Consider the following 25,099-nt stretch of genomic DNA (forward strand, 5'->3'; position numbering starts at 1 on the left):
AACGGACCCTTCGGGGGAGTGGCAGACTGTGAAGGTGATCACCTTCCCGGTCGGCGCGTATCAGCCCGTCGACTTCCAGTCTCCCGTCACCACGCTGTGGGCCGTCGCCGTCCTGCTGGTGGTGGCGCTGCTGGTGTTCGCCCACGCCGCCTGGCGCCGCCGGCATCACCTGCGCTTCGCGGAGCGGACCGGGCGCAACCCGGATCCGAACCTGCTGCGGGATGCCCGGATGGAGCGGATCGTCAGCCTGGTCGTGGCCGCCCTGGCCCTGGTCCTGGCCGGGTTCGCCGCACTCGGGGCCTGGCAGACCCATCAGAACGTCCGCTCCAACCTGGCTGAGAAGTACGGGGTGACGGCAGTGGAGCAGGACGGCTGGACCGGCTCCTTCCTGGTGGCCGACCTGACCTTCGAGGACGGGCGAGTGGAGCCCGGACACCAGGTGTACTTCGAACCGGACGGCGAACCGCTGATCGGCGAGGACATCCTGCCGGAGGTGGCCGGGGGGTCCTGACCCGCCGTCCGGAATGGGCCAGACTGGAGGGATGTATGAATCCCTGGACCTGCAGACGCCCAATGCCGCCCTCTGGATCGGTCTCCTCTTCCTGCTGATCGGTGCGGCCGTCGTCGGGCATGCCGTGTGGCGCCGGAAGCGCTACCGCTCCGGGGTGGACCAGGACTCACGGTACGCCGGGCCTGACCGGGACGTGGACGCCGGGCGCGAGCGGATCGCCGGGATCGTGATGGTGGTGCTCGGTGCGGTCTCGCTGGGCTACGCCATCTGGGGGATGAACCACGGCCAGGACGTGATGACCCAGAACCTGAACACGAAGTACGGCGTGGAGTCGGTGGAGGGCAAGGGGTGGCGCGGCAATGCCCTGTTGGCGGACCTGACCATGCCGGACGGCACCGTGCACCAGGACGTGACCGTGCTCTTCGGTGAGTCCGGCGAGCCGGATGTGCGCGGCGGGGTGCTCGAGCCGATCCGCTGATGACGGACAGCCCGCCCAGCCGGGCCGGATCTTGCTACCGTTCTGAGGGTGACCACCCCATCGCGTGTCCCCGCCTCCACCTACCGTCTGCAGCTGACCTCCGCGTTCACCCTGGACGATGCCCGGCAGATCCTGCCCTATCTGCGCGATCTGGGCGTGGACTGGCTCTACCTCTCGCCCATGCTCGGTGCGGAGGAGGGCTCCTCCCACGGCTATGACGTGGTGGACCCCACCCTGGTGGACGAGTCCCGCGGCGGCTCCTCCGGGCTGAAGGACCTGGCCGAGGCCGTGCAGGAGGCCGGCGGCGGGATCCTGGCGGACATCGTGCCCAACCATGTGGGCGTGGCCACCCCCAAGGACAACGCCTGGTGGTGGGACATGCTCCAGCACGGGCGCACCTCCAAGTACGCCACCGCGTTCGACATCGACTGGGCCGCCGGCAACGGCCGGATCTCCCTGCCCGTGCTCGGCGACGGCACCGAGGAGGATCCCGAGGCCGAGCTGGCGCACCTGCGGATCGTGGACGGCGAGCTGCACTACTACGAGAACGTCTACCCCCTGGCGCCCGGCACCGAGGACGCGGCCCGGGCCAGCGTGGAGCAGCACCTGCAGGAGCACCCGGAGGACGCAGGCGCGGACGAGGAGCGGATCGCCGAGCTGACCGCCCGGGCCGCGCACGACCTCCAGCACTACCAGCTGATGCCCTGGCGCGAGGCCGACGAGAACCTGAACTACCGCCGCTTCTTCGCGGTCAACACCCTGGCCGGTGTGCGGGTGGAGATCCCCCGCGTCTTCGCCGAGACCCACCGCGAGATCCTGGCCTGGGTGCGGGACGGACTGGTGGACGGGCTGCGCGTGGACCACCCGGACGGGCTGGCGGACCCGGGCGGCTACTTCGAGAACCTGCGTCAGGCCACCGGGGGGATCTACCTGCTGGGGGAGAAGATCCTCGAGCCCGGTGAACGCCTGCCGGCCACCTGGCCGATCGACGGCACCACCGGCTACGACGCCCTGGGCGAGGTGGACCGCGTTCTGGTGGACCCCACCGGCATCCCTGCGCTGGACGAGGCCGCCGGGCGGCTGGGCGGCTGGGGCGGCCAGCCCGCGGAGCAGGTCTGGACGGACCTGATCCATGACACCAAACGCGCCGTGGCGGACGGCATGCTGCGCTCGGAGGTGGAGCGCCTGGCCCGGCTGGTCCCCGGCATCCTGCCGGAGATTCCCGACGACGGCCACCACGGCGTGGGTGCCCAGCTCACCGACGCCTCCGGACTGAGCACCCAGACAGACCGCCCCGCTGACCATGAGTCCGGTGAGCACGAGGAACCCGCCGAGCGCCGCCCCGGTGGGGATGACCGCGTGCAGGACGCGATCGCCGAACTGTTGGCCTGCTTCCCGGTGTACCGCTCCTACCTGCCCACCGGTCAGGGCCACCTGGCGGAGGCCGAGCAGGAGGCGCGGCGCCGCCGTCCGGACCTGGCCGATGCGCTCGACGCCCTGATGCCGCTGCTCTCCGACCCGGACCACCCCGTGGCTGAGCGGTTCCAGCAGACCTCCGGCATGGTGATGGCCAAGGGCGTGGAGGACACCGCCTTCTACCGGTACACCCGCCTCTCCTCCCTCAACGAGGTGGGCGGCGATCCGTCCGATGCGGTCTGGACCCTGGAGGACTTCCACGCCGCCCAGGCCGCGCGACTGGCCCAGCAGCCCCGCTCCATGACCACCCTGTCCACCCACGACACCAAGCGCAGCGAGGACGTGCGGGCCCGGATCGACGTCCTCTCGGAGATGGCCGAGGACTGGACCGCCACCCTGGACCGGCTGCGCGAGCTGGCCCCCCTGGGCGACGGTCCGTTCGAGAAGCTGCTGTGGGAGACCGTGATCGGCGCCTGGCCCACGGACGGCACCGCCCTGGAGACCGAACGGCTGGCCCACTACGCCCTCAAGGCCGCCCGCGAGGCCTCCACCCGCACCACCTGGACCGAGCCGGACGAGGAGTTCGAAGGACGCATCACCGCTCTGGCCGAACAGGCCACCGGGACCGGGGAGCTGCGCGATCTGGTGCAGGCCACGGCCGACCGGATCGCCGTGGCCGGTGTGGTCAACCAGGTCTCCATGAAGCTGATCCAGCTGACCATGCCCGGTGTCCCGGACGTCTACCAGGGCACCGAGGTCCCGTTCCCCACCCTGGTGGACCCGGACAACCGGCGCCCCGTGGACTTCCGCGAACGCCAGATGCTGCTCGAGCGTCTGGACGCCGGCGCCGAACCGGTGTTCCCCACCCGGACAACAGTTGATGCCCAGGACGACTCCGCCGGGACCGTGGACCCGGCCGAGCTGACCGAATACGCGGCCGGCCTGAAGATGCTCGTCACCTCCCGCGCCCTGCGCAGCCGCCGGGACCACCCTGAGCGCTACACCCGCTACCAGGAGCTGGACGTCTTCGGAGAAGCCGCCGACCACCTGGTCGCCTTCTCCCGGGGCGGGAGCATCACCCTGGCCACCCGGCACCCGCTGGGACTGGACGCCCGTGGCGGATGGGGAGAGACCGTCGTCGTGCTGCCCCGCCAGCCCATGGTGGACCTGATCACCGGGCGCCGCTTCGGCGGGGCCTTCACCGACGGCACCACCCGGATCGCTGACCTGTTCGAGAGACACCCCGTGGCACTGCTGGTGCCGGAGGAAGGACCGACCCGCCTGTGAACTCTGTGGACCGACCGGATGTCAACACCGCCGACCACCGCACCAACCCGGCTCCCACCGTGCCGTACGCGGTGTGGGCGCCGAACGCGCAGGACGTGGACCTGCTGCTGCTCAACGAGACCCCCGGTGCCCGTCACGGCGAGCAGGACCGCTGGGCGGGAGCCACCCCGCATGCCATGGAACCGGCCGGCGGCGGCTGGTGGGTGCCCTCGCAGGCACTGCTGGACCTGTACGCGCCGGGCGGGCCGCAGGAGGGGCAGAACCCGGGCTACGGCTACTGCCTGGACGGAGAGGGGCCGTACCCGGATCCGCGCTCGCGGTGGCAGCCGGACACCGTGCACGGGCCCTCGCGCCGGGTGGACCTGGACGCCATCGAACGCTCCGAACGGGCTCGTCAGCCGTGGGGCGGACGGCCGCTGCAGGGCGCCGTGGTCTACGAGCTGCACCTGGGGACCTTCACCGAGGCCGGGACCCTGGACGCGGCTGTTGAACGGCTCCCGCATCTGGTGGAGCTGGGGATCACCCACGTGGAGCTGCTGCCGGTCAACACCTTCGGCGGGGACCACAACTGGGGCTATGACGGCGTGGGCTGGTTCGCGGTGGACGCCTCCTACGGAGGGCCGGAGGCCTACCTGCGGTTCGTGGACGCCTGCCATGCCGCCGGGTTGGCCGTGCTGCAGGACGTGGTCTACAACCACCTGGGGCCGAGCGGGAACTACCTGCCGCAGTTCGGCCCCTACCAGTACGCCGGCGGCACGGACTGGGGTGATGCCCTGAACCTGGACGGGCCCGGCTCGGACGAGGTGCGCCGGTACATCCTGGACAACGTGCGCATGTGGCTGGAGGACTACGGCGTGGACGGGCTGCGGCTGGACGCGGTCCATGCGCTCGCGGACACCCGGGCCGTGCACCTCCTCGAGGAGATCGCCGCGTTGGCCGATCAGCTCTCCGCCGAGCAGGGCCGCCCGCTGACCGTGGTGGCCGAGTCGGACCTGAACGACCCGATCATGTTCACGCCGCGCCCGGAGGGTGGCCGTGGTGCCGCGGGCGGCTATGGGCTGAGCGGGCAGTGGTCGGATGACCTCCACCATGCCCTGCACGTGGCGCTGACGGGTGAGACAGACGGCTACTACGCGGACTTCGAGCCACTGTCCGCCCTGGCCAAGGTCCTGAACCAGGGCTTCTTCCACGACGGCACGTACTCCTCGTTCCGCAACCGCCATCACGGGCGCCCGCTGGCCGATGACACCCCGGCGCATGCACTGGTGGTCTTCGCCCAGAACCACGACCAGATCGGCAACCGCGCCGCCGGCGACCGGCTGAGCCAGTCCCTGTCCGAGGGGCGTCTGGCCGCGGCCGCCGCACTGCTGTTCGCCGGCCCGTTCACCCCCATGCTGTTCATGGGGGAGGAGTGGGCGGCGAGCACCCCCTGGGCGTTCTTCACCGCGCACCGTGAGCCGGAGCTGGGCGTGGCCGTCACCGAGGGGCGCCGCCGCGAGTTCTCCCGCATGGGCTGGGACCTCGAGGCCGTCCCGGACCCCCAGGACCACGCCACATTCGAGGCCGCCACGCTGGACTGGAACGAGGTGGGAGAGGGCAGGCACGCCCGGATCCTCCAGCTGCACCGGGACCTGGCTCGTCTCCGCGCCGAGTTCCCCGAGCTGACCGACCCCGACCTGCGCACCACCTTCGCCACCGTGGACGAGTCCGCCCGGCACGTGCGCCTGGACCGCGGACTGCCCGCGCGCAGCGGCCTGGACGCCGAGGCGGCACCGGGACAGTCCGGAACCGTGGTGCTGTTGGTGGCACTCGGGGATCAGCCCCTGCAGATCCCTGAGGAGCTGAGCGGATACCGCCTCCTGGCCGGCCACCACGACGACGGCCCCGTCACCTCGCACGGCGAGGGCGGTTCAGCGCCCCGTCAGGTCCCAGCCCCGGGCTTCGTGCTCCTGGCCCGGTAGAGGCCCCTCGCCCCTATCCCCGTTGAGCCAGAAGCAGTGGTGGGCATGGTCTCCCATGCCCACCACGGCTTCTGGATCAACGTCAGGGCAGGCGGGCGTGGGGATGAGGCCCCCACGCTCCACCCACATCAGACGTTCAGGCGCTCACCGGTCTCGGCGTGGAAGAGGTGCACGCGCGACTGCTCGGGGGTCACGTGCACCAGGGAGCCCTTCTCCGGGGCGGTGTAGCCCGCGGTGCGCAGGGTGATCAGCTTCTCCTCGCCGCCGATCTCCGCGTGGCCGTACACGTAGGCGTCCGCGCCGAGCTCCTCCACGGTGTCCACCTCCACGGGGAGCCCGCCGTCCTGGGAGATCACCAGGTTCTCCGGGCGCACGCCCAGGTCCAGCTCGGAGCCGGCGCCGGAGAGCACCTCCCGCTCCACCGGGATCACTGCGGAGCCCCACTGCACGCCGGACTCGGTGACCGGCATCCGGAAGATGTTCATGGCGGGGGAGCCGATGAACCCGGCCACGAAGGAGTTCTTGGGCTTCTCGTACAGGTTGCGCGGGGTGTCCACTTGCTGCAGGTAGCCGTCCTTGAGCACGGCCACGCGGTCGCCCATGGTCATCGCCTCGGTCTGATCGTGGGTGACGTAGACGGTGGTGGTGCCCAGGCGGCGGGTCAGCTGGGCGATCTGCGCGCGGGTCTGCACGCGCAGCTTCGCGTCCAGGTTGGACAGCGGCTCGTCCATCAGGAACACCTGCGGGTCACGCACGATCGCCCGGCCCATGGCCACACGCTGACGCTGACCGCCGGAGAGCGCCTTGGGCTTGCGGTCCAGGTAGGCCTCCAGGTCCAGCAGCTTGGCGGCCTCCTCGACCCGACGGCGGCGCTCATCGGCAGGGATGCCGGCGATCTTCAGGGCGAAGCCCATGTTGTCCGCCACGGTCATGTGCGGGTAGAGCGCGTAGTTCTGGAACACCATGGCGATGTCCCGGTCCTTGGGGTCCACGTCGGTGACGTCGCGGTCCCCGATGAAGATCCGCCCGGCGGAGAGCTCCTCGAGTCCGGCGAGCATGCGCAGCGAGGTGGACTTGCCGCAGCCGGAGGGGCCCACGAGCACCAGGAACTCGCCGTCGGCGATCTCCAGGTTCAGCCCGTCCACGGCGGGCTTGGGCGCGTTGGGGTACTGGCGGGTGGCGTTGTTGAAGGTGACGGTGGCCATGATGGCGGTCCTTTCACGGGCAGGTACGTGCCCGACGATCCGTAGTGAAAGCTGACAGATGGAACAGATGGAACAGATGAAACGGGTGGGACAGCTGGTACAGATGCGCCCGGCCTAGGGCGGTCCGGTGCTCTCTCGCTGGCGGAGGGCCAGATGGTGAGAGATCCGTTGAGGTGCCCGGCCGCCGTCGAGGGCCTCCAGCACCAGCCGGGCCGCGCGGCGGCCCTGGTCCACGGGGGACTGGTCCACCGTGGACAGCCCCAGCCGGGCGGTGTCCGGGTGGCCGTCCACACCCATGATGGAGAGATCGCCCGGGACGCTCAGGCCCAGGGAGAGGGCGGCCATGTACGCGCCGATCGCCATCTCATCGGAGATGCACAGCACAGCGGTGGGGCGGTGCTGCGGGTCGGAGAGCAGCTCACGGACCTGGTGGTAGGCGCCTCCGGTGGTGAAGTCGGCGTTGATCATCCAAGGTGCGGGGACCTGCAGGCCTGCCCGGGCCATGGACTGCAGGAACCCGCGCGTGCGCTCGGTGCTGACCTGGAACTCGATGTCCTCGTCCACCCGCCCCAGGTAGGCGATCTCCCGGTGTCCCAGGTCCAGCAGATGCTGCGTGGCCATCCGGGCCAGGCCCGCGTGGTCCACCTGCAGGGCGGTGAACCACTCCGGGAGCGACTCCTGAGTGCTGATCCGCCCGCCCACGGCCACCAGCGGGCGGCCCAGGCGTTCCATCCCGGCCAGTTCGGAGGCGCTGAGCTTGAAGGAGACCGTGATCAGTCCGTCCAGGCGCCGGCGGTGCAGCAGGTCAGAGAAGATCGTGGTGCGGTGGTCCGGTGACTGGCCGGCGCCGTAGAGGGTGAGGTCATAGCCGCGGTCCACCAGTTCGTGCGCCGCCCCCTCGAGCACGGCGGCGAAGAACCAGCGGTGCACGGTGGGGGTCACCAGGCCGACGTTCCGGGTGCGCCCGGAGGCCAGGGAGGCGGCGTCGGAGTCGGCCACATAGCCCAGGGCCTGGGCGGCCTCGAGGACGCGCTGGCGGGTGGCCGGAGCCACAGATCCACTGCCGGTCAGGGCGCGCGACGCCGTGGCAGTGGAGACCCCTGCCATGCGTGCGACGTCTTTGATCCCGGCCATCTCGGTGCGGTGGGCCCTTCCTCATGCAGCTGGTGCGCCCGTGGGTGGGGGCGCGCCCCTGCGCAGGCAGGGGACTCCGCACAGTGTAGGCCCAACCCGCGTCAGAATGGAAGCGTTTCCATCAGACGCCGGACCGCCCAGTTGCACGCTGGAGCGGCGATGAGAAGCAGGGTTGGTGAGGTCTGGACGGACACTGTGGAAGCGTTTACACTCACAGGAGTCGAACTGACTGTTCCAGGCCGCAACGGTGCGGCGACTGCCTCTGGCACCGCCCGCCGAGCGGCTGCACGGTGTGCCACAGCCTGTGACACACCCCGTGCAACAGCACCGTGAAAGGTAGACCATGAAGGCGAAGACACTCGGCGGAGCCCCCCGCCGCACCCTGACCCTGGCCGCCACGGCGGCCTTCTCCGCGCTGGCCCTGACCGCCTGCGGCGGCGGCACCGGCGGCGGAGCCTCCTCCTCGGCCCCGGCGGGCTCCCCGAGCTCCTCTCCCTCGGCGTCCCAGGACCTGACCGAGGGCGGCTCCTCCACCATCACCATGTGGGTGGACCAGAACCGTCAGAAGCCGCTGGAGCCCATCGTCAAGAAGTTCCAGGAGGACACCGGCATCACCGTCAACCTGACGGTCAAGGACAACTCCAAGATGCGTGATGACTTCATCACCCAGGCTCCCACCGGCAAGGGCCCGGACGTGATCGTCGGCGCCCACGACTGGATCGGCGCGCTGGTGCAGAACGGTGCCATCGAGCCCGTCGAGCTGGGTGACAAGGCCTCGGAGTTCTCCGAGACCTCTGTGCAGGCCGTGACCTACGAGGGTCAGACCTGGGGCGTGCCCTACTCGGTGGAGAACCTGGCGATCCTGCGCAACACCGAGCTGGTCGACTCCACCCCGGAGACCTTCGACGAGATGCTCGCCGAGGGCCAGAAGGCCGTGGACGCCGGCGAGGCCAAGTACCCGTTCGTGGTGGGCCTGGACCCGGTCAACGGCGACCCGTACCACCTGTACCCGTTCCAGACCTCGATGGGTGCCCCCGTGTTCGAGCAGGCTGAGGACGGCTCCTACGACGTCTCCCAGCTGGCCATGGGTGGGGAGGCCGGCACGGCCTTCGCCGAGAAGCTCGCTGAGTACGGCACCGAGGGTGAGGGTGTGCTGAACCCGAACATGACCGCGGACATCGCCAAGGAGCAGTTCAACAAGGGCGATGCCGCCTACTTCATCTCCGGTCCGTGGAACGTGGACGGCGCTGAGGAGGCCGGCATCGACTTCGCCGTCGATCCGATCCCGAGCATGGGCGAGGAGGACGCACAGTCCTTCGTGGGCGTGAACGCCTTCTTCGTCTCCGCTGAGTCCAAGAACAAGCTGGCCGCCAACGAGTTCGTGGTCAACTACCTCTCCAGCGAACAGGCCCAGGACGCGCTGTACGAGGAGGGCAAGCGCCCGCCGGCGCTGACCGCCTCCTTCGACAAGGCCTCCTCTGACGAGGTCATCAAGGCCTTCGGCGAGATCGGCGAGAACGGCGTGCCCATGCCGACCGCACCGGAGATGGGAGCCGTCTGGGAGTTCTGGGGCGGCGCCCAGATGAAGATCATCAAGGGCGAGGGCGATCCGGCCCAGACCTGGGAGAAGATGGTCTCCGACATCGAGGGCAACCTCGAGAAGTGACACTCTGAGTCAGCACGGCCCGGTGTCCTGTCCACGGCAGGGCGCCGGGCCGAGCGGCTCACCACGGAACGCACCACACCGAGCGCAGGCCCACCGGGCCGGATGAGGGACCATGAGTTCGCTGTCATCGACGCCGAGCACCGCCGGCGCGCACACCCCTGACACCGCCACCGGCGAGTCGGGCACCCAGCCCGGGGGCCGTCGTCGTGGTCTGGGAGGCGCCTCAAAGCGCGGACCGGACGGCATGGGCGGCACGCTGTCCAAGATCATCCTGCTGGGACTGGTGGACGCCTTCGCGGTGTTCGTCATGTTCCAGCTGGTGGCCAACGAGGACTGGGTGGTCTTCGGGATCTGGCTGGCCGTGACCCTGGTGATCAACTGGATCTACCTGCGCAAGGGAGGGCTGCCCGCCAAGTACCTGGCTCCGGGCGTCTTCTTCCTGGCGCTGTTCCAGGTGTTCGTGGTGATCTACTCCTCGTACATCGCCTTCACCAACTACGGCGACGGGCACAACTCGGACAAGTCCGCGGCGATCGAGGCCATCCAACGCTCGGCCACCGTGCGCGTGCCGGACTCGCCCACCTATGACGCCACCCTGCTGGAGCAGGGCGGGGACCTGTTCCTGCTCACCACCCAGGACGGCCAGGCCATGATCGGCGGCGCGGACATGCCGCTGGAGCCGGTCGAGGCCCAGATGGAGGGGGACACCCCCACCGGTGTGGAGGGCTACACCACCCTGAACTTCTCCGACCTGCTCTCCCGGCAGCAGCAGGTGGGGGAGCTGCAGGTGCCGCTGAGCGATGATCCCGCGGACGGCACCCTGCGCACCCAGGACGGATCCCGGGCCTACGTCTACTCCCCGCGGCTGTCCTACGACGAGGCCGCCGACACCTTCACCGACTCCGAGGACGGCACCGTCTACCGGGACAACGGGGAGGGCCAGTTCGCCGCCGAGGACGGACGCACCCTGCAGACCGGCTGGCAGGTGTTCGTGGGCACCGAGAACTTCGAACGGGCCATCACCGACCCCGAGCTGCGCGACCCGCTGATCCGGGTGTTCTTCTGGACCTTCGCCTTCGCCATCCTCAGTGTGGCCACCACCTTCGTGCTGGGCCTGCTGCTGGCGATCACCTTCAACCGGGCCACCCTGAAGGGCAAGGCGGTCTACCGGGTGCTGATGATCCTGCCCTACGCGTTCCCGGCGTTCCTCTCCGGCCTGGTCTGGTCCGGACTGCTCAACCCCGAGTTCGGCTACATCAACAACACCTTCTTCGGCGGGGCGGAGATCCCGTGGCTGACCGACCCGTGGCTGGCCAAGGTCTCGGTGCTGATCGTGAACCTGTGGCTGGGCTTCCCCTACATGTTCCTGGTGACCACCGGCGCCCTGCAGTCCCTGCCGGAGGACGTGGACGAGGCCGCCAAGATGGACGGCGCCGGGGCCTGGCGGATCTTCCGCTCGATCAAGCTGCCGCTGCTGCTGGTCTCGGTGGCACCGCTGCTGATCTCCTCGTTCGCGTTCAACTTCAACAACTTCAACATCATCTACATGCTGACCGGCGGTGGCCCCCGGTTCGACGACACCACCTTGAACATCGGCGCCACCGACATCCTGATCACCGTGGTCTACAAGACCGCGTTCTCCGGAGTGGGCCGTGACTACGGCCTGGCCTCGGCGCTGTCGATCGTGATCTTCCTGATCGTGGCGACCATCTCGGCCATCAGCTTCAACCGCACCAAGGCGCTGGAGGAGATCGACTCGTGAGCACCCCCATGAACCCCTCAGAGCGTCCCGACGACGGCTCCGTCACCGCCGGCGGCAAGGTCCCCTCCCCGGTGGCGGCAGGGGGCACCGAGCCTGCCGTGGCCCCGACTCCCACGGGCGGCGGGCTCGCCGCGGCCCTGGCCCAGCAGGAGAAGGATCCCATCCGCTGGGACACGGACGGGCCCTCGGGCTCGCAGCGGACCTTCGGCAAGTGGTTCCGGCAGGACGGCTGGCGGCACATCGTGGGCATCCTGGCCAGCGCGTTCTCGCTGTTCCCGCTGCTCTACGTGCTCTCAGCCTCCCTGGACCCCACCGGCACCATGGCCGGGTCCAACGACCTGTTCAGCTCCTTCAGCACCCAGAACTACGTGGACCTGTTCAATGACCCCTCCCGCCCCTATGCGCGCTGGTTCATGAACACCCTGATCATCGGGCTGGTCACCGCGTTCCTGACCGTGTTCCTGGGCGCGCTGGCGGCCTATGCGTTCTCCCGCATGCGGTTCAAAGGCCGCCGCGTGGGACTGCTGACCCTGCTGCTGGTGCAGATGTTCCCGCAGCTGCTGGCCGTCGTCGCGATCTTCCTGCTGCTGTCCTACATCGGGGACATCGTCCCGGCACTGGGCATCGGCTCGCAGCTGGGCCTGATCCTGGTCTACCTGGGCGGGGCACTGGGCGTGAACACGTACCTGATGTACGGCTTCTTCAACACCGTGCCGCAGTCCCTGGATGAGGCCGCGAAGCTGGACGGGGCCTCGCACGTGCAGATCTTCTTCTCGATCATCCTGCGCCTGGTCACCCCCATCCTGGCCGTGGTGGGACTGCTGTCCTTCATCTTCACGGTCTCGGAGTTCGTGATCGCCTCCGTGGTGCTGACGGACCCGAACACCCAGACCCTGGCCGTGGGCCTGTACGGCTACGTCTCGGAGACCCGCTCGGAGAACTGGGGCGTGTTCGCCGCCGGCGCGGTGCTGGCCGCCCTGCCGGTGATGGCCCTGTTCCTGTTCCTGCAGAAGTACATCGTCTCCGGGCTGACCGCTGGCGGCGTGAAGGGCTGACCCAGGCCAGCTCCACGAGGACGGACTCAGGCGCTCCATGGACGGCATGGGGCGCCTGATCCGCGTTCTGGCCGCGGTGACCGGGTGATTCTCAGTGCACCGGCCGTGGCGACGAATCCCTGATGCACGTGTCGTCGCACCGGCCAGATGGGTTGCACGATGTGGTGCTGTGCGGCGTCTTTCTGGACGAGAAGTGCAGCACGGAACTGCCGCTCGACGAGGACTGCATCAGAGTTCCCCGGGGCAGGGGCCAGCAGCCACTGGACGGCGGACAGCACGCAGCTCGGGCGCTCAGTCGTCCCGGCTCGGATTCGGCTCCTGGTCTGAGGAAACGGCCCGGAGCATCGTGGTGGTGGGGTGCAGGATCACGGCGTCCTCGTCCCGGCGGTTGCGCAGCACCTGGTCCACATAGGTGCTCAGCGCCTCCTGCAGGGGCACCTCGCGGGACTGCTCTTCGGAGAGGTACCAGCGGTGCTCCAGCAGCTGGTGCATCACCTCGGCGGGCTCGAGCTTGAGGGAGAGCTCCCGGGGGATCGCCCGGACCACCGGTTCGAACACCTCGGAGGTCCACAGGTGGGCGGACTCGTGCTCGTCCATCTCCGGGTGGTGGACCATCCGGAACTCGTCGATGTCCCGCAGCAGCCGCCGCGCCTGGTTCTCCTGCACGTCCAGCCCGGTCAGCCCCATCAGCCGCCGGTGATGGTGCCCGGGGTCCACCACCTTGGGCTGCAGGACCAGCTCGCTGCCGTCTGCGGTGGAGCGGATGGCGAACTCCTCCACATCGAATCCGAGGTCGTTCAGGCGCCGGATCCGCTCCTCCACGCGCCACCGTTCGTCCGCGGAGAAGGAGAGGTCCCCGGTGAGCTCATCCCACAGCCGCCGGTAGGCGTCCAGGATCCGTTCGGAGGTGGCCAGCGGGTCCACCTCCGGTTCGATGAATCCGCCGTTCATCAGGTCCATCAGCTCCCCGGCGATGTTCACCCGGGCGATCTCCAGGTCGTGCTCGCGCTGTCCACGAGAGAGGGAGGGGTGCAGCTCGCCGGTCTCGGCGTCCACCAGGTAGGCGGCGAAGTCCCCGGCGTCGCGGCGGAACAGGGTGTTGGAGAGGGAGACGTCCCCCCAGTAGAACCCCTCCAGGTGCAGCTGGACCAGCAGCAGGGCCAGGGCGTCCACCAGGCGGGTGAGGGTGTCCTGGCGCAGCTTCTGGGAGAACACGGCACGGTAGGGCAGGGAGAACCGCAGGTGGCGGGTGACCAGCATGGTCGGCAGCGGTTCCCCGGCGGCGTCCACGCGGCCGCTGACCACGGCCAGCGGCTCCACGCACGGCACGTCCAGGCGTTCCAGGCGGCGCAGCAGGTTGTACTCCCGGCGCGCGTTGGCCTCGGTGGTCTCCTTGACCGCGACGACGGCTCCCGCCAGATGCGCGAACCTCACCACGTGCCGGGAGATGCCTCGGGGCAGGGCGGCCAGGTACTGCTCGGGCCAGTCCTCCAGGGCCACGTCCCAGGGCAGGGCGAGCAGCTCGGCCGAGGCCGCGGCGGTGCCCAGGTCCGCGGCCGAGGTGATGTCCAGTCCGCGCAGGGTGCTCATGGACGGTCCTCTCTGTAGTCGTTCGTCCCAGGGTGCAGCCGTCCGTGGTCCAGGGTCCAGAGCGTGTCGGCCGCCGCCCGCACCGGGGCGGGGTCCGTGCAGGCCATCAGCGTGGTCACATCCAGGTGGCGGGCCAGGGTGCCGATCAGCTCGGCGGTGGCGTCCACCAGCTCGGGGGAGAGGGCCACGAGCGGATCGTCCATCAGCAGCACGGTGGGACGGCGGACCATGGCCCGGGCCAGGGCCACCTGCTGACGCTGGGGTCCAGTGATCTGGTCCGGGTGCAGGTCCAGCGCCTCGGTCAGCTCCAGCACCTCGGCGGCATAGCGGACCCGCTCCTGCAGCTCGGTCTCGGCCACACCGGCCACGCGCAGGGCGAAGGCCATGTTCTCCTGCACGCTCAGGTGCGGATACAGGGCGTAGTGCTGCATCACCAGCACGGCGCCGCGGTCCTGGGCCGAACGGGCGGTGACATCCTCCCCGCCGATCCAGACGCTCCCGGAGCTGGCCTCCTCCTGGCCGCCGGCCACGCGCAGCAGCGTGGACTTGCCGCTGCGTTCGGGCCCGCAGACCACGGTGAAGTGACCGTGCGGCACCTCCAGGTCCACCTCGTCCAGCGCGGGTTCGGACGCGGTGGGGAACCGGACGGTCACCTGGCGCAGGCTCAGGCTCGCCACTGGGCCACCGCCTGAAGCACCCCCGCCAGAGCCTGCGGCCCAGCGATCCGGAACGGAGCCGCCGTCGCGCCCTGCCCCACCTTGATGCCCACGTCCACACCGGGACGCAACCGTGCGAAGCCGGCCTCATCGGTGACATCGTCCCCGGCGAAGAGCACCGCGTCCGCGCCGGTGGTCTGCCGCAGCAGCTCCAGCCCCTGCCCCTTGTCGGCGCGGACCACGGAGGTCTCCAGCACGGCCTTGCCGTGGCCCACCGTGATCTCTGGATGCTCGCCCGCCAGCGTGGTCAGGGCCGTCTCGGCCGTCCCGACGACGTCACGCGCCTGGGCAGGATCGCTCACCTGGCGCACATGCAGGACGCGGCCCGCCGGCTTGTGCTCCACCCAGCTGCCCGGGACGGTGGCGGAGAGGGACTCGAGGGTACGCTCGGCGGCTGCGAGGGCTGCCTGCTGGGTGTCCGTGAGGATCAGCGGCGGGGCATCCGGGCCGAGGCGACGCTCAGCGCCGTGCGAGCCGATCAGCAGCGTGGCGGCCGGGGGAGCGGCCACGGCGGTGAGGGACTCCAGGGCGCGGCCGGAGACCAGTGCGGTGTGCACCCCGGCCAGACCGGTCAGGGACGCCAGGGCGTGGGCGTTCTCCGGCAGCGGGCGGGCGTCCTCGGCACGGTCCACCAGCGGGGCCATCACGCCGTCGAAGTCCAAAGCCACCAGAACCGTGGGCAACGCGGCGAAGGACTGCAGGGCCGATCCCAACTCAGGATCCAGGACAGGCTGCACGCCGTTGCCGGTCATGCGGTCCCCGCGCCCAGGCGCTCCAGGAACTCCTTGGACCACCGGTTCACATCATGCGTGGCGATCTGACGACTCATGGTGCGCATCCGCCGGGTGGCCTCCTTGGTGTCCATCTCCACGGCCTGCATGATGGTGTCCTTCAGACCGTCGATGTCATGGGGATTGACCAGCAGGGCCTGCTTGAGCTGGTCCGCCGCACCGGCGAACTCGGAGAGGACCAGCACGCCGCTGTGAGCGGCACCGGCGCCGCGGACCGCCACGTACTCCTTGGCGACCAGGTTCATCCCGTCCCTCAGTGCGGTGACGAGCATGACGTCCGCGGCCAGGTACAGGGCCACCATCTCCTCGATCGGATAGGCGTGGTGCAGATAGCGGATGGCGGTGTGGCCCATGGTGTCGTAGGTGCCGTTGAGCCGGCCCACGGCCAGCTCGATGTCCTCGCGCAGCTGGCGGTAGGAGTCCACGCGCTCGCGGGAGGGGCTGGCCACCTGCACCAGGCAGGCACGGTCCACGGTGAGCCGCCCGTCGTCCAACAGCTCGCCGAAGGCCATGATCCGGTGCCGGATGCCCTTGGTGTAGTCCAGCCGGTCCACCCCGAGCAGGATGGTCTGCGGGTTGCCCAGGTCCTGACGGATCTGCCGGGCCCGTTCCTGGACCTGGGGGTCGGCGGCCAGCTGGCGCAGGGTGGTGGTGTCGATCGAGATGGGGAAGGCCTCGGCCCGCACAGTGCGTGAGGTCTGGTCCTGCTCCACCTCGACCTGGCCGCTGCGGAAGGCGTATCCGCCGTACCGTTTGGCCACGCGGTGGAAGTTCGCCGCGTCCGATGTCCGCTGGAAGCCCAGCAGGTCCGCCCCCATCAGCCCCTCCACGACCTCCCGCCGCCACGGCAGCTGGGCGAAGATCTCCAGGGGTGGGAACGGGATGTGGTTGAAAAACCCGATCCGCAGATCCGGCCGCAGCGTGCGCAGCAGGGCCGGCACGAGCTGGAGCTGGTAGTCCTGCACCCAGACGGTGGCGCCCTCGGCGGCGGTAGTCGCAGCAGCCTCGGCGAAGCGCACGTTCACCCGGCGGTAGGCGTCCCACCACTGGCGGTGGAACTCCGGCGGGGCGATGACATCGTGGTAGAGCGGCCACAGAGTGGCATTGGAGAAGCCCTCGTAGTAGTCCTGGACCTCGTCCGCGCTCAAGGCGACCGGGACCAGGTGCATCTGATCGTGGTCGAAGGGCTCGAGCTCCTCATCGGGGGCGCCGTTCCAGCCCACCCAGGCGCCGTCCATCCGCGCCATGATCGGTGCCAGCGCCGTGACGAGGCCACCGGGGGATCGGCGCCAACTGGCCGTGCCGTCGTCGTGGGTGACGCGGTCCACCGCCAGGCGATTGGCCACCACCACCAGGTCGTAGCCCTGGTCGGGCGGATCCTGGCGGTGGAGCCGGCCGAGCCGCGGCAGGGTGCCGGTGGCCGGGGCGGAGGGGCTGGTCTGGGCGGTCTGATGTGTCTGGTCTGATTCGTGTCCGGGGGTGTTCACGCGGGACCTCCTCTGTTCCCTCGAGCCTAGTCGCCGGGACCGGGCGGCCGTGTGGCTCGGCGCACACGTGTGACCCCGTGAGGACCGGCTCAGTGAACCTCCAGGCTGGGCCGGTATTCTGGCACGCAGTCTGAAGCATGTGTGATCGTCCTTGATCGATCCCGGTCGACCGCTCACGTAGCTTCGGAATCCCCCGACCACCGGATCGTGACAGGCAGGACTATGGCTTCAAGCAGCAAGCAGACCAAGGCGGAACGCCAGGCAAGCGCGCGGGAGAAGGCGCGGCAGATGCAGGAGCAGCAGCGCCGGCAGGAGAAGCGCCGCTCCATGATGATCCGCTGGGGCGTGGTGATCGGTGTGGTCGCCGTGATCGCCGTGGTGGTGGCCCTGATCACCGTCAACTCCTCCCGGTCCATTCCGGACGCCGGCCCGGCACCCAGTGTGGGCAACGTCCACGGCGGAGTCACCGCGGTCTCGGCCACCGAGCTGGCCCCGGGCGACGTCCCGGACGGGCAGGTCGACGCCGCTGCCGTGGCCGAGCCCTCCGGCGCCGCCGAGCAGATCACCACGGTGCCTGGTGCCGAGCAGAAGCCTGCCGGTGAGCCCGCGCAGATCATCATCTACGCCGACGCCAACTGCGTGCACTGCGCCGGGTTCGAGGAGACCAACGGCGCCAAACTGCAGGAGTGGCTGGACGCCGGCCAGGCCACCGTGGAGTACCGACTGGTGGGCTACCTGGACAGCTCGGCCACTTCGAACTACTCCTCTCGTGCCGCCAACGCCGCCCTCTGCGTGGCCGAGGAGTCCCCGGAGCAGTACATCCCGTTCGTGGCCCAGATGTTCGCCGCCTACACCGGCCAGGGCGTCAGCGACGACGAGCTCACGACCATGGCCTCCGGCCTGGGCGCGGACATCAACTCCTGCGTGGACGGCAACACCTACCGTCCGTTCGTGAAGTACACCACCGCCAAGGCCCAGGAGGCCCAGATCCCGGGTACCCCGAGCGTGTGGGTGCAGGGACAGCGCTGGGACGGCAACGCCGATCCGGACTTCCAGGTCTGGGCCCAGGGCCTGATCGACGGCGGCACGGAGGACTCCACCGAGGGTGCCGAGGGCTGATCGGCCCCGGCTGACACCTCAGCAGGACAGCGGCTCGGCCCGCACCGATCTCCCCTGCGGAGACGGTGCGGGCCGAGCCGTCCTGTTTCCGGTACCCTGGACGGGCCGGTCCGCCGTCGAGGTGACCGGCTGCGCCTCCTTAGCTCAGCTGGCCAGAGCAACTGTCTTGTAAACAGTAGGTCGCCGGTTCGAATCCGGCAGGGGGCTCCACCTGCGCGGATGCGCGCTGTACCTGAGGGACAATGAGGGCCATGCTGCTCTGTGCCCTGGACATGATGACGCCCACGCACCAGACCACCGGGATCTGGCGCCACCCTCAGGCCGACCCGGAGCAGTACCGGGACATCGACTTCTGGATCCGGCACGCCCGGCTGCTCGAGGACGCCGGGTTCGACGCGCTCTTCTTCGCCGATGTGGCCGGGGTCTACGACGTGTTCGACGGCTCGGGCCGCACCGCGATCCGCGCCGGCATGCAGTACCCCATGCTCGATCCGCTCCTGGCCGTCAGTGCGCTCGCGGCCGCCACCTCCACCCTCGGGTTCGGGGTCACCGCCTCGGTCAGCTATGAACAGCCCTACCTGCTGGCCCGCAAGTTCGCCACGCTGGACCACCTGACCCGCGGGCGCATCGCCTGGAACATCGTGACCAGCTACCAGCGCTCGGCCATGCAGAACCTGGGCGCCGCCGACGTGCTGCCCCACGATCAGCGCTACGACCGTGCCGATGAGTTCATGGAGGTCGTGTACCGGCTCTGGGAGGGCTCGATCGAAGCCGACGCCCTGGTGGCCGACGTCGGGAAGAACCTGTACCTGGACCCGGAGAAGGTCCACGGGGCCGAGCACAGCGGCACCCACTTCACCGTCCCGGGGCCAGCGCTGACCCTCCCGGGGCCACAGGGCACCCCGTTCCTGTTCCAGGCCGGATCCTCTCCGCGCGGGCTGGACTTCTCCGCCACCCACGCCGAGGCGCTGTTCTTCTCCGGCACCTCACCGCAGAACGTCCGCCAGCTGACGGACGGGGTCCGAGCGCGACTGCAGGAGAACGGCCGGCCGCAGGACTCGGTGCGGATGATCACCTCGGTCACCGTGATCGCGGCAGAGGACGACGCCGCCGCCCGGGCCCGGTACGAGGACTACGCCCGGTATGTGGATGAGAGTGCGGCGCTGGCCCTGTTCGCCGGATGGACTGGTCTTGACCTGGCCCAGCTCTCTCCGGACGACGTGCTGCAGGACGTGGAGATCCAGGGCAATCGCTCCGCACTGCAGTCCTTCACCACGCTGGACCCGGACCGGGACTGGACGGTACGGGACCTGGCGGCGTACCTGGCGATCGGCGCGCGCGGACCGGTGATCGTGGGGTCCGGCCAGACCGTGGTCGATGAGCTGGAACGGTGGCAGGTTGAAGCCGGGGTGGACGGGTTCAACGTGGACTACGGCATCCGTGGCCTGGACCTGCCGGCGTTCGCCCAGCACGTCAGCCCGGTGCTGCGCGAGCGGGGACTGGTCCCGCAGCTGCCCCGCGTGGGCAGTCAGGGCACCACCCTGCGTGCCCGGATCCTGGGGCAGGACCGTCTGGCGGACACCCACCCGGGAGCACGCCGCCGGCGGTAGACCCGCGGGGCCGGATCAGGCGGATCCGTCGGACAGGTTCGCCTGGTCCAGCACCCAGTCGATCACGTCCCCATCGGACTCCGGGTCGTACACCGTGCCGTCCACCACCACGGCGGGCACGCCCCGGACGCCGTCCTCGGACATGCCGCTCAGGGCAGCCTCGATCTGATCGCTCCCGCCGTCCGCGGCCACGCAGCCGGCGATGTCCACCTCCAGCAGTCCGGCACGGTCCACGAGCTGCTGGTCGGACAGGCCGGCCGGTGCGGTGGCGAAGAGCTGGGTCTGGTAGTCGTGCTGGAGCTGGGTGTCCTCCGTGGTGTCGCGGAAGCAGTAGAACGCGTTCGCCGCCCGCGTGGACCAGGACTCGTCGTCGCCCTGGCCCATGAAGTCCACGATCCGGTAGTCGATCTCGGCCTTGCCGCCCTGGGCCACCGAGGCCAGGAACCCGCCGACCCCGTAGTGGAAGTCCTTGCAGTGCGGGCAGGCGAAGTCCTCATAGACCGCCACGGTGCTCGGCTCCTGATCGGCGCTGGCCGACGGCGAAAGGCTGGGCGTGGGGGCTGCGGAGGCGGTGCCGTCGCCGGCCGGAGACGTCGAGGCCGTCCCGACGGCGGCGGGAGACTCCGTCTGGTCCGCGTCACCACCACAGGCGGTCAGGCCCAGGGTGAGGGCACCCACGGCGGACAGAGACAGCAGGCGGTGCGCGGCGGAGGCAGTCATGGTCGACATCCTAGTCAGCCGGTGGTCGGCACCATTGGACACGCGGTTCTGGCGGATGGTCTCGCTCCATAGGGACCTTTGGACAGACTTTTGAGAGAAGTGTTTCACATCACACGCCGTGACCTTAGCGTGATCTCACATCGCGGTCGGGACTCGGGTCCCTCTCGGGTCCCGACCGTGAACCACCCACCCGCCCGGTGGGTTGCAGACCCTCAAGGAGATCGAACATGACACCATCGGATCACTCGCACCGGCCCCGCCGGTCCGGGCTGTCGTTGCGCCGCGGAGCCGTGCTGGCCGCCGCCGCCTCGCTGTGCCTGGGCCCCCTGGCCGCCCTGCCCACCGCCGCCGCCCCGGCCGACCAGGACGCCGCGTCGAGCCAGGGCGTGACCCTGGACCGCGGTCAGCAGGTCGCCCCGGCCGCCTCGCCCGATCAGGGCGCGCAGGACCAGTTCATCGTCACCTACAAGCAGGGCGCCGCCAGTGCCGGCAAGAGCGATCGTGCCAAAGCCTGGGGCAAGGCGGCGAAGGAGGCCGGTGTCTCCGTCCAGGAGCTGCGTGCCACCGCCACCGGCTCCTACGTGGTGAAGGCGAACAAGAAGCTCTCCGCGGCCGAGTCTGAGGCCTTCATGGCCGATCTGCGGGCCTCCGGCACTGTGGACACTGTGGAGCCGGACACCCTGCAGACCATCGCCCTGACGCCGAACGATGCCCGCTACTCCGAGCTCTGGGGCATGCACGGGACGAACGGCATGCGCGTTCCCGGTGCCTGGAACATCAGCACGGGCTCCGGCTCCGTGGTGGCTGTCCTGGACACCGGCATCGTCTCCCACCCTGACCTGAACAGCAATGTCGTGGCCGGCTATGACTTCGTCTCCGATGCCGCGGCCGCACGTGACGGCAACGGTCGCGACTCCAATCCTCAGGATGAGGGTGACTGGTTCGTCGCCGGAGAGTGCGGTCAGTCCCGCGGCTCCAACTCCTCCTGGCACGGCACCCACGTGGCCGGCACCATCGGCGCCGTGGCCAACACCACCGGCGTGGTCGGCGTGGCTCCGAACACCAAGATCCAGCCCGTCCGCGTGCTGGCCAAGTGCGGCGGCCGCCTCTCGGACATCGCCGACGCCATCGTCTGGGCCTCCGGCGGCTCCGTCCCCGGCACTCCGGTCAACTCCACACCGGCCGACGTGATCAACATGTCCCTGGGCGGAGGCGGCACCTGCAGCTCCACGTACCAGAACGCCATCAACACCGCCGTGAACCGTGGCACCACCGTGGTCGTGGCCGCAGGCAACGAGGGGCAGGACGCCTCTCGCGTCTCCCCGGCCAGCTGCAACAACGTGGTGACCGTGGCCGCCTCCAACAAGAGCGGCGGACTGTCCTACTACTCCAACTACGGCACCAAGATCGACGTGACCGCCCCCGGCGGTGACACCCGCACCGCAGGCGGCGGCATCCTGTCCACCATCGACACCGGCACGACCACCCCGCGCGGTGGCGGTTACGCCGAGTACCAGGGCACCTCCATGGCCACGCCGCATGTGGCCGGCCTGGCCGCCCTGATGACCTCGGCTGAGAGCTCGCTCACCCCGGCCCAGGTCGAGTCCGCTCTGAAGGCCGGCACCCGTGCCATGCCGGGCGGCTGCACCGCGGGCTGCGGCACCGGTCTGGTGGACGCCACCAAGGTGATGAACGCCCTGGGCGGGGGCACCACCCCCACCCCGGACCCCGAGGATCCCACGGAGCCGGCCCCCACGGGGCAGCTGCTGAAGAACAACGGCTTCGAGTCCGGCGCCACCGGGTGGACCACCAGCCACGCGGACGCCATCGAGAGCACCACCAATGCCCGCTCCGGCTCCTGGCACGCCACCCTGAACGGTCTGGGCCGTTCCAACACCTACACCGTGGACCAGCGCGTGACCATCCCGGCCGGCAGCACCGCCACCCTCGGCTACCACCTGCACGTGGGCACCGATGAGGGCACCAGCTACGCCTATGACAAGCTCTCCGTCCAGGTGGTCGACGGGTCCTACGCCTACACGCTGAAGACCCACTCCAACCGCGAGAAGTCCACCAGCTACTCCGCCCACAGTGTGGATGTCTCCCGGTTCGCCGGGAAGACCGTCACCGTGCGCTTCCGCGGCGTGGAGGACAGCTCGCTGCCCACCATCTTCCGGATCGACGACACCTCCCTCACCGTGCGCTGACCCGCACCGTGTCCCCGGGACTGAGCTCACCTCAGGTTCCCGACGACGGACCGTCCCGTCTGTGCCCCACGCGCAGGCAGGGCGGTCCGTCGCCGTGAGACGTCTCACTGCTGGGCGCCCCGTGCACCGATGCACTGACCATGACTAGGCTGGACAGTGGCCCCCAGGGCCACCTGGAGAACCACCTGATGGTGGGAGAGACCCGCCCTCATCCGAAGAGAGGCGAATCATCCCCATGAAGGCCTGGCAGTTCACGAACACCCACGAGCCCCTGTCCCTGACCGAGGTCCCGGACCCCACCCCCGGTCCCGGCGAGGTCGTCCTGGACGTCAAGGCCGCCGGCATCTGCCATTCGGATGTGGGACAGATGGAGGACGAGGCCTGGCTCTCGGTCCTGGCCAAGACCCCCATCACCATGGGCCATGAGAACGCCGGTGTGGTCGCAGCCGTCGGCGAGGGAGTCACCGAGGTCAAGGTCGGCGACCGGGTGGGCGTGTGCCCCACCACCGAGGTCGGCGCTCCGGGCCACCACTACGACGGCGGCTTCGCACCCCAGCTGCTGGTGCGCGCGGACACCCTGGTGCCCATGCCGGACGGGCTGGACTTCGTGCACGGCGCCGCCGGAACGGACGCCGGCATGACCTCCCACTCCGCCGTCATCACCCAGGGCGGGGTCAAGGCCGGAGACAACGTCGGCATCATCGGCCTGGGCGGTCTGGGCCAGATCGGCGCCCGCATCGACGTGCTGGCCGGCGCCAACGTCTACGTCGCCGAGGTCAACGAGAAGTTCTGGCCGCTGGCGAAGGAGATCGGCGCCACGGACGTCAAGGCCTCCGTCAAGGACTTCGAGGGCGTGACCTTCGACGTGATCGTGGACTTCGCCGGCTTCGGCACCACCACCGCCGAGGCCATCACCACCGTCAAGGAGCGCGGCACCGTGGTCCTGGTGGGCATGGGCAAACTGGAGGCCACCATCGACACTCAGGCGATGATCCTGATCCAGTGCAACCTCAAGGGCTCCAACGGCGGGTCCAAGGAGGATGTGGCCGGGATCTACGAGTACATGGGCACGGGCAAGCTGAACCCGACCATCACCACGATCGGCTTCGACGAGATCGCCGACGGGATCGAGAAGCTCAAGAACGGTGAAGTCGTCGGCCGACTGGTCGCCTCCTACGAGTGAGCGTCTGCTGACCTGACGGCGGCTCCCTGCTGAGTCGTCACCACGGGCGGGCACCTTCCAGGGTGCCCGCCCGTGGCGTGCCCGGACCCGGACAGGCCGCAGGTCAGGGGAACCCCAGCAGCCGCAGGCCTGCCGCGGCAGCGGCCCCCACAAGCACCACCACCAGGAACGGTGCCCGCAGCAGCAGGGCGACAGCGGCAGCCACCAGTGCACCCAGGCGGGAGTCCAGGGCCAACCCTGCTCCGGATCCTGCCGCATTCATCACCACCAGGGCGGCCAGCAGTCCGATGGTGACGGCATTGGCCGTGCGAAGCAGCCGCTCGTCCTCGAGCCACCGGATCGGCAGCAGATAGCCCACCAGCTTGGTCATGAAGGCGATGGCGCTGGCCAGCAGGATCCAGGACCACCAGCTCATGCGGCACCTGCCTCAGCATCGGTGGCCGCCGCCGGACGGAACCAGCCCCAGAGCCCGGCCACCAGGGCGGCCACCAGGATCGGGATGCCCGAGGGCAGCAGCGGCAGGGCCACCAGCGTGACCAGGGCGGCCGTCACCGCCAGCGCCCAGGCGTCCCCGCTGCGCAGGCGTGGCCACAGCAGCCCGAGCATGGCGGCGGTGGCAGCGCCGTCCAGGCCCCACGCGGTCGGATCGCCCAAGGCATTGCCGGCCAGTGCGCCCACCAGCGTCAAGGCCGACCACAGCACCCAGACACCCAGCCCGGCGGTCCAGAACCCCAGGCGACGCCCGTACGGCTCAGCCTGGCTGGCGGCGGTGGCCGCAGACTCATCGATCGTCACCTGCGCAGCCCAGGGCCTGAGCAGCGGTCCGGGGCGGAGCATGGCGTTCATCTGCATGCCGTACACCGCGTTGCGCACCCCCAGCAGCGAGGCCGCCCCGGTGGCCGCCCCGCCGCCACCGCCTCCGGCGACGACTCCGATGAAGGCGAACTGTGAGCCGCCCGTGAACATCAGCACGCTCAAAGCCATGGTCTGGAGCACGTCGAAGCCTGCCGCCACGGACAGGGCACCGAAGGAGATCCCGTAGAGGCCGGTGGCGACCGCCACGGACAGTCCCATCCGGACGGCCGGGTGGCGGGAGGCAGGGGTGGTCATGGCGGTCATCCTAGGGTTTCTCGGAAGCGCCGCTGATCTGCTACGCTCTTCTAGTCGTCAGGGTCGAGACGCACCTGGTGTGCGCCGCCGT

20 protein-coding genes and 1 tRNA gene are annotated in these 25,099 nt (G+C 69.8%); 12 read left to right on the top strand and 9 right to left on the bottom strand.

The window, feature by feature from the left end:
• Positions 1-34: 34 nt before the first annotated feature.
• The 4 genes from ACEXHE_RS10940 to treZ are packed head-to-tail and all read left to right on the top strand — an operon-like array spanning position 35 to position 5,653.
• Complete coding sequence (locus ACEXHE_RS10940) at positions 35-511, top strand: hypothetical protein (RefSeq protein WP_374785825.1); 477 nt, start codon at positions 35-37, stop codon at positions 509-511.
• Positions 512-542: 31 nt separating this feature from the next.
• Positions 543-989 carry a hypothetical protein gene (locus tag ACEXHE_RS10945; RefSeq protein WP_260061284.1) on the top strand — a complete coding sequence of 149 codons (447 nt, stop codon included), beginning with the start codon at positions 543-545 and terminating at the stop codon, positions 987-989.
• A 48-nt stretch (positions 990-1,037) separates the two neighbouring features.
• Positions 1,038-3,692, top strand: coding sequence for a malto-oligosyltrehalose synthase (locus tag ACEXHE_RS10950; protein WP_374785826.1), 2,655 nt, complete (start codon positions 1,038-1,040; stop codon positions 3,690-3,692).
• Between the two features lie 5 nt (positions 3,693-3,697).
• On the top strand, positions 3,698-5,653 hold the full coding sequence (treZ, locus tag ACEXHE_RS10955) for a malto-oligosyltrehalose trehalohydrolase (RefSeq protein WP_374785908.1): 1,956 nt from the start codon (positions 3,698-3,700) through the stop codon (positions 5,651-5,653).
• A 128-nt stretch (positions 5,654-5,781) separates the two neighbouring features.
• Here treZ and ACEXHE_RS10960 read toward each other — a convergent pair whose 3' ends face one another.
• Both ACEXHE_RS10960 and ACEXHE_RS10965 read right to left on the bottom strand, forming a co-directional pair.
• The gene (locus ACEXHE_RS10960) at positions 5,782-6,858 is read right to left on the bottom strand and encodes an ABC transporter ATP-binding protein (protein WP_091697444.1); all 1,077 of its coding nucleotides are present in this window, start codon (positions 6,856-6,858) and stop codon (positions 5,782-5,784) included.
• 114 nt (positions 6,859-6,972) lie between these two features.
• Positions 6,973-7,992, bottom strand: a complete 1,020-nt coding sequence (locus ACEXHE_RS10965; protein WP_374785827.1) for a LacI family DNA-binding transcriptional regulator — start codon at positions 7,990-7,992, stop codon at positions 6,973-6,975.
• Between the two features lie 343 nt (positions 7,993-8,335).
• On the opposite strand from ACEXHE_RS10965, the gene ACEXHE_RS10970 reads away from it, so the two are divergent.
• From ACEXHE_RS10970 to ACEXHE_RS10980, 3 genes are all read left to right on the top strand, one after another.
• Positions 8,336-9,658: a maltose ABC transporter substrate-binding protein gene (locus ACEXHE_RS10970; RefSeq protein ID WP_356968519.1), complete on the top strand. Its 1,323-nt coding sequence runs from the start codon at positions 8,336-8,338 to the stop codon at positions 9,656-9,658.
• A gap of 112 nt (positions 9,659-9,770) precedes the next feature.
• Entirely contained in the window at positions 9,771-11,420 is a 1,650-nt protein-coding gene (locus ACEXHE_RS10975; RefSeq protein ID WP_374785828.1) for an ABC transporter permease subunit, read from the top strand.
• A complete protein-coding gene (locus tag ACEXHE_RS10980) occupies positions 11,417-12,475 on the top strand; it encodes a sugar ABC transporter permease (protein ID WP_374785829.1) in 1,059 nt (352 codons plus the stop codon). The genes ACEXHE_RS10975 and ACEXHE_RS10980 overlap by 4 nt, the downstream gene beginning before the upstream one ends.
• A 291-nt stretch (positions 12,476-12,766) precedes the next feature.
• On the opposite strand, the gene ACEXHE_RS10985 is transcribed toward ACEXHE_RS10980, so the two are convergent.
• From ACEXHE_RS10985 to ACEXHE_RS11000, 4 genes are read right to left on the bottom strand one after another with little or no spacing between them, the layout of a single operon-like run.
• Complete coding sequence (locus ACEXHE_RS10985) at positions 12,767-14,065, bottom strand: DUF4032 domain-containing protein (protein ID WP_374785830.1); 1,299 nt, start codon at positions 14,063-14,065, stop codon at positions 12,767-12,769.
• Entirely contained in the window at positions 14,062-14,742 is a 681-nt protein-coding gene (locus ACEXHE_RS10990) for an ATP-binding cassette domain-containing protein (protein ID WP_374785831.1), read from the bottom strand. Before ACEXHE_RS10990 ends, ACEXHE_RS10985 begins: the two co-directional genes overlap by 4 nt.
• Positions 14,730-15,533 carry a trehalose-phosphatase gene (gene otsB, locus ACEXHE_RS10995; protein WP_374785832.1) on the bottom strand — a complete coding sequence of 268 codons (804 nt, stop codon included), beginning with the start codon at positions 15,531-15,533 and terminating at the stop codon, positions 14,730-14,732. Before otsB ends, ACEXHE_RS10990 begins: the two co-directional genes overlap by 13 nt.
• Positions 15,530-17,059, bottom strand: a complete 1,530-nt coding sequence (locus ACEXHE_RS11000) for a trehalose-6-phosphate synthase (protein ID WP_374785833.1) — start codon at positions 17,057-17,059, stop codon at positions 15,530-15,532. The genes otsB and ACEXHE_RS11000 overlap by 4 nt, the downstream gene beginning before the upstream one ends.
• A 222-nt stretch (positions 17,060-17,281) precedes the next feature.
• On the opposite strand from ACEXHE_RS11000, the gene ACEXHE_RS11005 reads away from it, so the two are divergent.
• The 3 genes from ACEXHE_RS11005 to ACEXHE_RS11015 all read left to right on the top strand — a co-directional run bounded on the left by ACEXHE_RS11005 (position 17,282) and on the right by ACEXHE_RS11015 (position 19,788).
• Positions 17,282-18,178 (top strand): thioredoxin domain-containing protein, encoded by an 897-nt coding sequence (locus ACEXHE_RS11005; protein ID WP_091697422.1) that lies wholly within the window; start codon positions 17,282-17,284, stop codon positions 18,176-18,178.
• A 133-nt stretch (positions 18,179-18,311) separates the two neighbouring features.
• Positions 18,312-18,388: transfer RNA gene (locus ACEXHE_RS11010), tRNA-Thr, on the top strand.
• Between the two features lie 41 nt (positions 18,389-18,429).
• Positions 18,430-19,788, top strand: coding sequence for an NtaA/DmoA family FMN-dependent monooxygenase (locus ACEXHE_RS11015; protein WP_374785834.1), 1,359 nt, complete (start codon positions 18,430-18,432; stop codon positions 19,786-19,788).
• A gap of 15 nt (positions 19,789-19,803) precedes the next feature.
• Here ACEXHE_RS11015 and ACEXHE_RS11020 read toward each other — a convergent pair whose 3' ends face one another.
• The gene (locus ACEXHE_RS11020; protein WP_374785835.1) at positions 19,804-20,508 is read right to left on the bottom strand and encodes a DsbA family protein; all 705 of its coding nucleotides are present in this window, start codon (positions 20,506-20,508) and stop codon (positions 19,804-19,806) included.
• Positions 20,509-20,735: 227 nt separating this feature from the next.
• Between ACEXHE_RS11020 and ACEXHE_RS11025 the strand changes: the two genes are divergently transcribed.
• Together ACEXHE_RS11025 and ACEXHE_RS11030 are read left to right on the top strand one after the other, a co-directional pair.
• Positions 20,736-22,715 (top strand): S8 family serine peptidase, encoded by a 1,980-nt coding sequence (locus ACEXHE_RS11025; RefSeq protein ID WP_374785836.1) that lies wholly within the window; start codon positions 20,736-20,738, stop codon positions 22,713-22,715.
• Between the two features lie 235 nt (positions 22,716-22,950).
• Positions 22,951-23,898 carry a zinc-binding dehydrogenase gene (locus tag ACEXHE_RS11030; RefSeq protein ID WP_374785837.1) on the top strand — a complete coding sequence of 316 codons (948 nt, stop codon included), beginning with the start codon at positions 22,951-22,953 and terminating at the stop codon, positions 23,896-23,898.
• Positions 23,899-24,001: 103 nt separating this feature from the next.
• On the opposite strand, the gene ACEXHE_RS11035 is transcribed toward ACEXHE_RS11030, so the two are convergent.
• Together ACEXHE_RS11035 and ACEXHE_RS11040 are read right to left on the bottom strand one after the other, a co-directional pair.
• The gene (locus ACEXHE_RS11035) at positions 24,002-24,313 is read right to left on the bottom strand and encodes an AzlD domain-containing protein (protein ID WP_091697412.1); all 312 of its coding nucleotides are present in this window, start codon (positions 24,311-24,313) and stop codon (positions 24,002-24,004) included.
• Entirely contained in the window at positions 24,310-25,017 is a 708-nt protein-coding gene (locus tag ACEXHE_RS11040) for an AzlC family ABC transporter permease (RefSeq protein WP_091697409.1), read from the bottom strand. The genes ACEXHE_RS11035 and ACEXHE_RS11040 overlap by 4 nt, the downstream gene beginning before the upstream one ends.
• Positions 25,018-25,099 lie beyond the last annotated feature (82 nt).

This window comes from Micrococcus sp. IITD107 (assembly GCF_041927415.1).
GTDB lineage: Bacteria > Actinomycetota > Actinomycetes > Actinomycetales > Micrococcaceae > Citricoccus > Citricoccus terreus.

Excerpts from the sequence above, each read along its gene's own strand:
- ACEXHE_RS10945 (WP_260061284.1), top strand. The coding sequence starts at position 543 with ATGTATGAATCCCTGGACCTGCAGACGCCCAATGCCGCCCTCTGGATC.
- ACEXHE_RS10960 (WP_091697444.1), bottom strand. The coding sequence starts at position 6,858 with ATGGCCACCGTCACCTTCAACAACGCCACCCGCCAGTACCCCAACGCG.
- ACEXHE_RS10965 (WP_374785827.1), bottom strand. The coding sequence starts at position 7,992 with ATGGCCGGGATCAAAGACGTCGCACGCATGGCAGGGGTCTCCACTGCC.
- ACEXHE_RS10970 (WP_356968519.1), top strand. The coding sequence starts at position 8,336 with ATGAAGGCGAAGACACTCGGCGGAGCCCCCCGCCGCACCCTGACCCTG.
- ACEXHE_RS10975 (WP_374785828.1), top strand. The coding sequence starts at position 9,771 with ATGAGTTCGCTGTCATCGACGCCGAGCACCGCCGGCGCGCACACCCCT.
- ACEXHE_RS10985 (WP_374785830.1), bottom strand. The coding sequence starts at position 14,065 with ATGAGCACCCTGCGCGGACTGGACATCACCTCGGCCGCGGACCTGGGC.
- otsB (WP_374785832.1), bottom strand. The coding sequence starts at position 15,533 with ATGACCGGCAACGGCGTGCAGCCTGTCCTGGATCCTGAGTTGGGATCG.
- ACEXHE_RS11005 (WP_091697422.1), top strand. The coding sequence starts at position 17,282 with ATGGCTTCAAGCAGCAAGCAGACCAAGGCGGAACGCCAGGCAAGCGCG.
- ACEXHE_RS11015 (WP_374785834.1), top strand. The coding sequence starts at position 18,430 with ATGCTGCTCTGTGCCCTGGACATGATGACGCCCACGCACCAGACCACC.
- ACEXHE_RS11020 (WP_374785835.1), bottom strand. The coding sequence starts at position 20,508 with ATGACTGCCTCCGCCGCGCACCGCCTGCTGTCTCTGTCCGCCGTGGGT.
- ACEXHE_RS11025 (WP_374785836.1), top strand. The coding sequence starts at position 20,736 with ATGACACCATCGGATCACTCGCACCGGCCCCGCCGGTCCGGGCTGTCG.
- ACEXHE_RS11030 (WP_374785837.1), top strand. The coding sequence starts at position 22,951 with ATGAAGGCCTGGCAGTTCACGAACACCCACGAGCCCCTGTCCCTGACC.
- ACEXHE_RS11035 (WP_091697412.1), bottom strand. The coding sequence starts at position 24,313 with ATGAGCTGGTGGTCCTGGATCCTGCTGGCCAGCGCCATCGCCTTCATG.
- ACEXHE_RS11040 (WP_091697409.1), bottom strand. The coding sequence starts at position 25,017 with ATGACCGCCATGACCACCCCTGCCTCCCGCCACCCGGCCGTCCGGATG.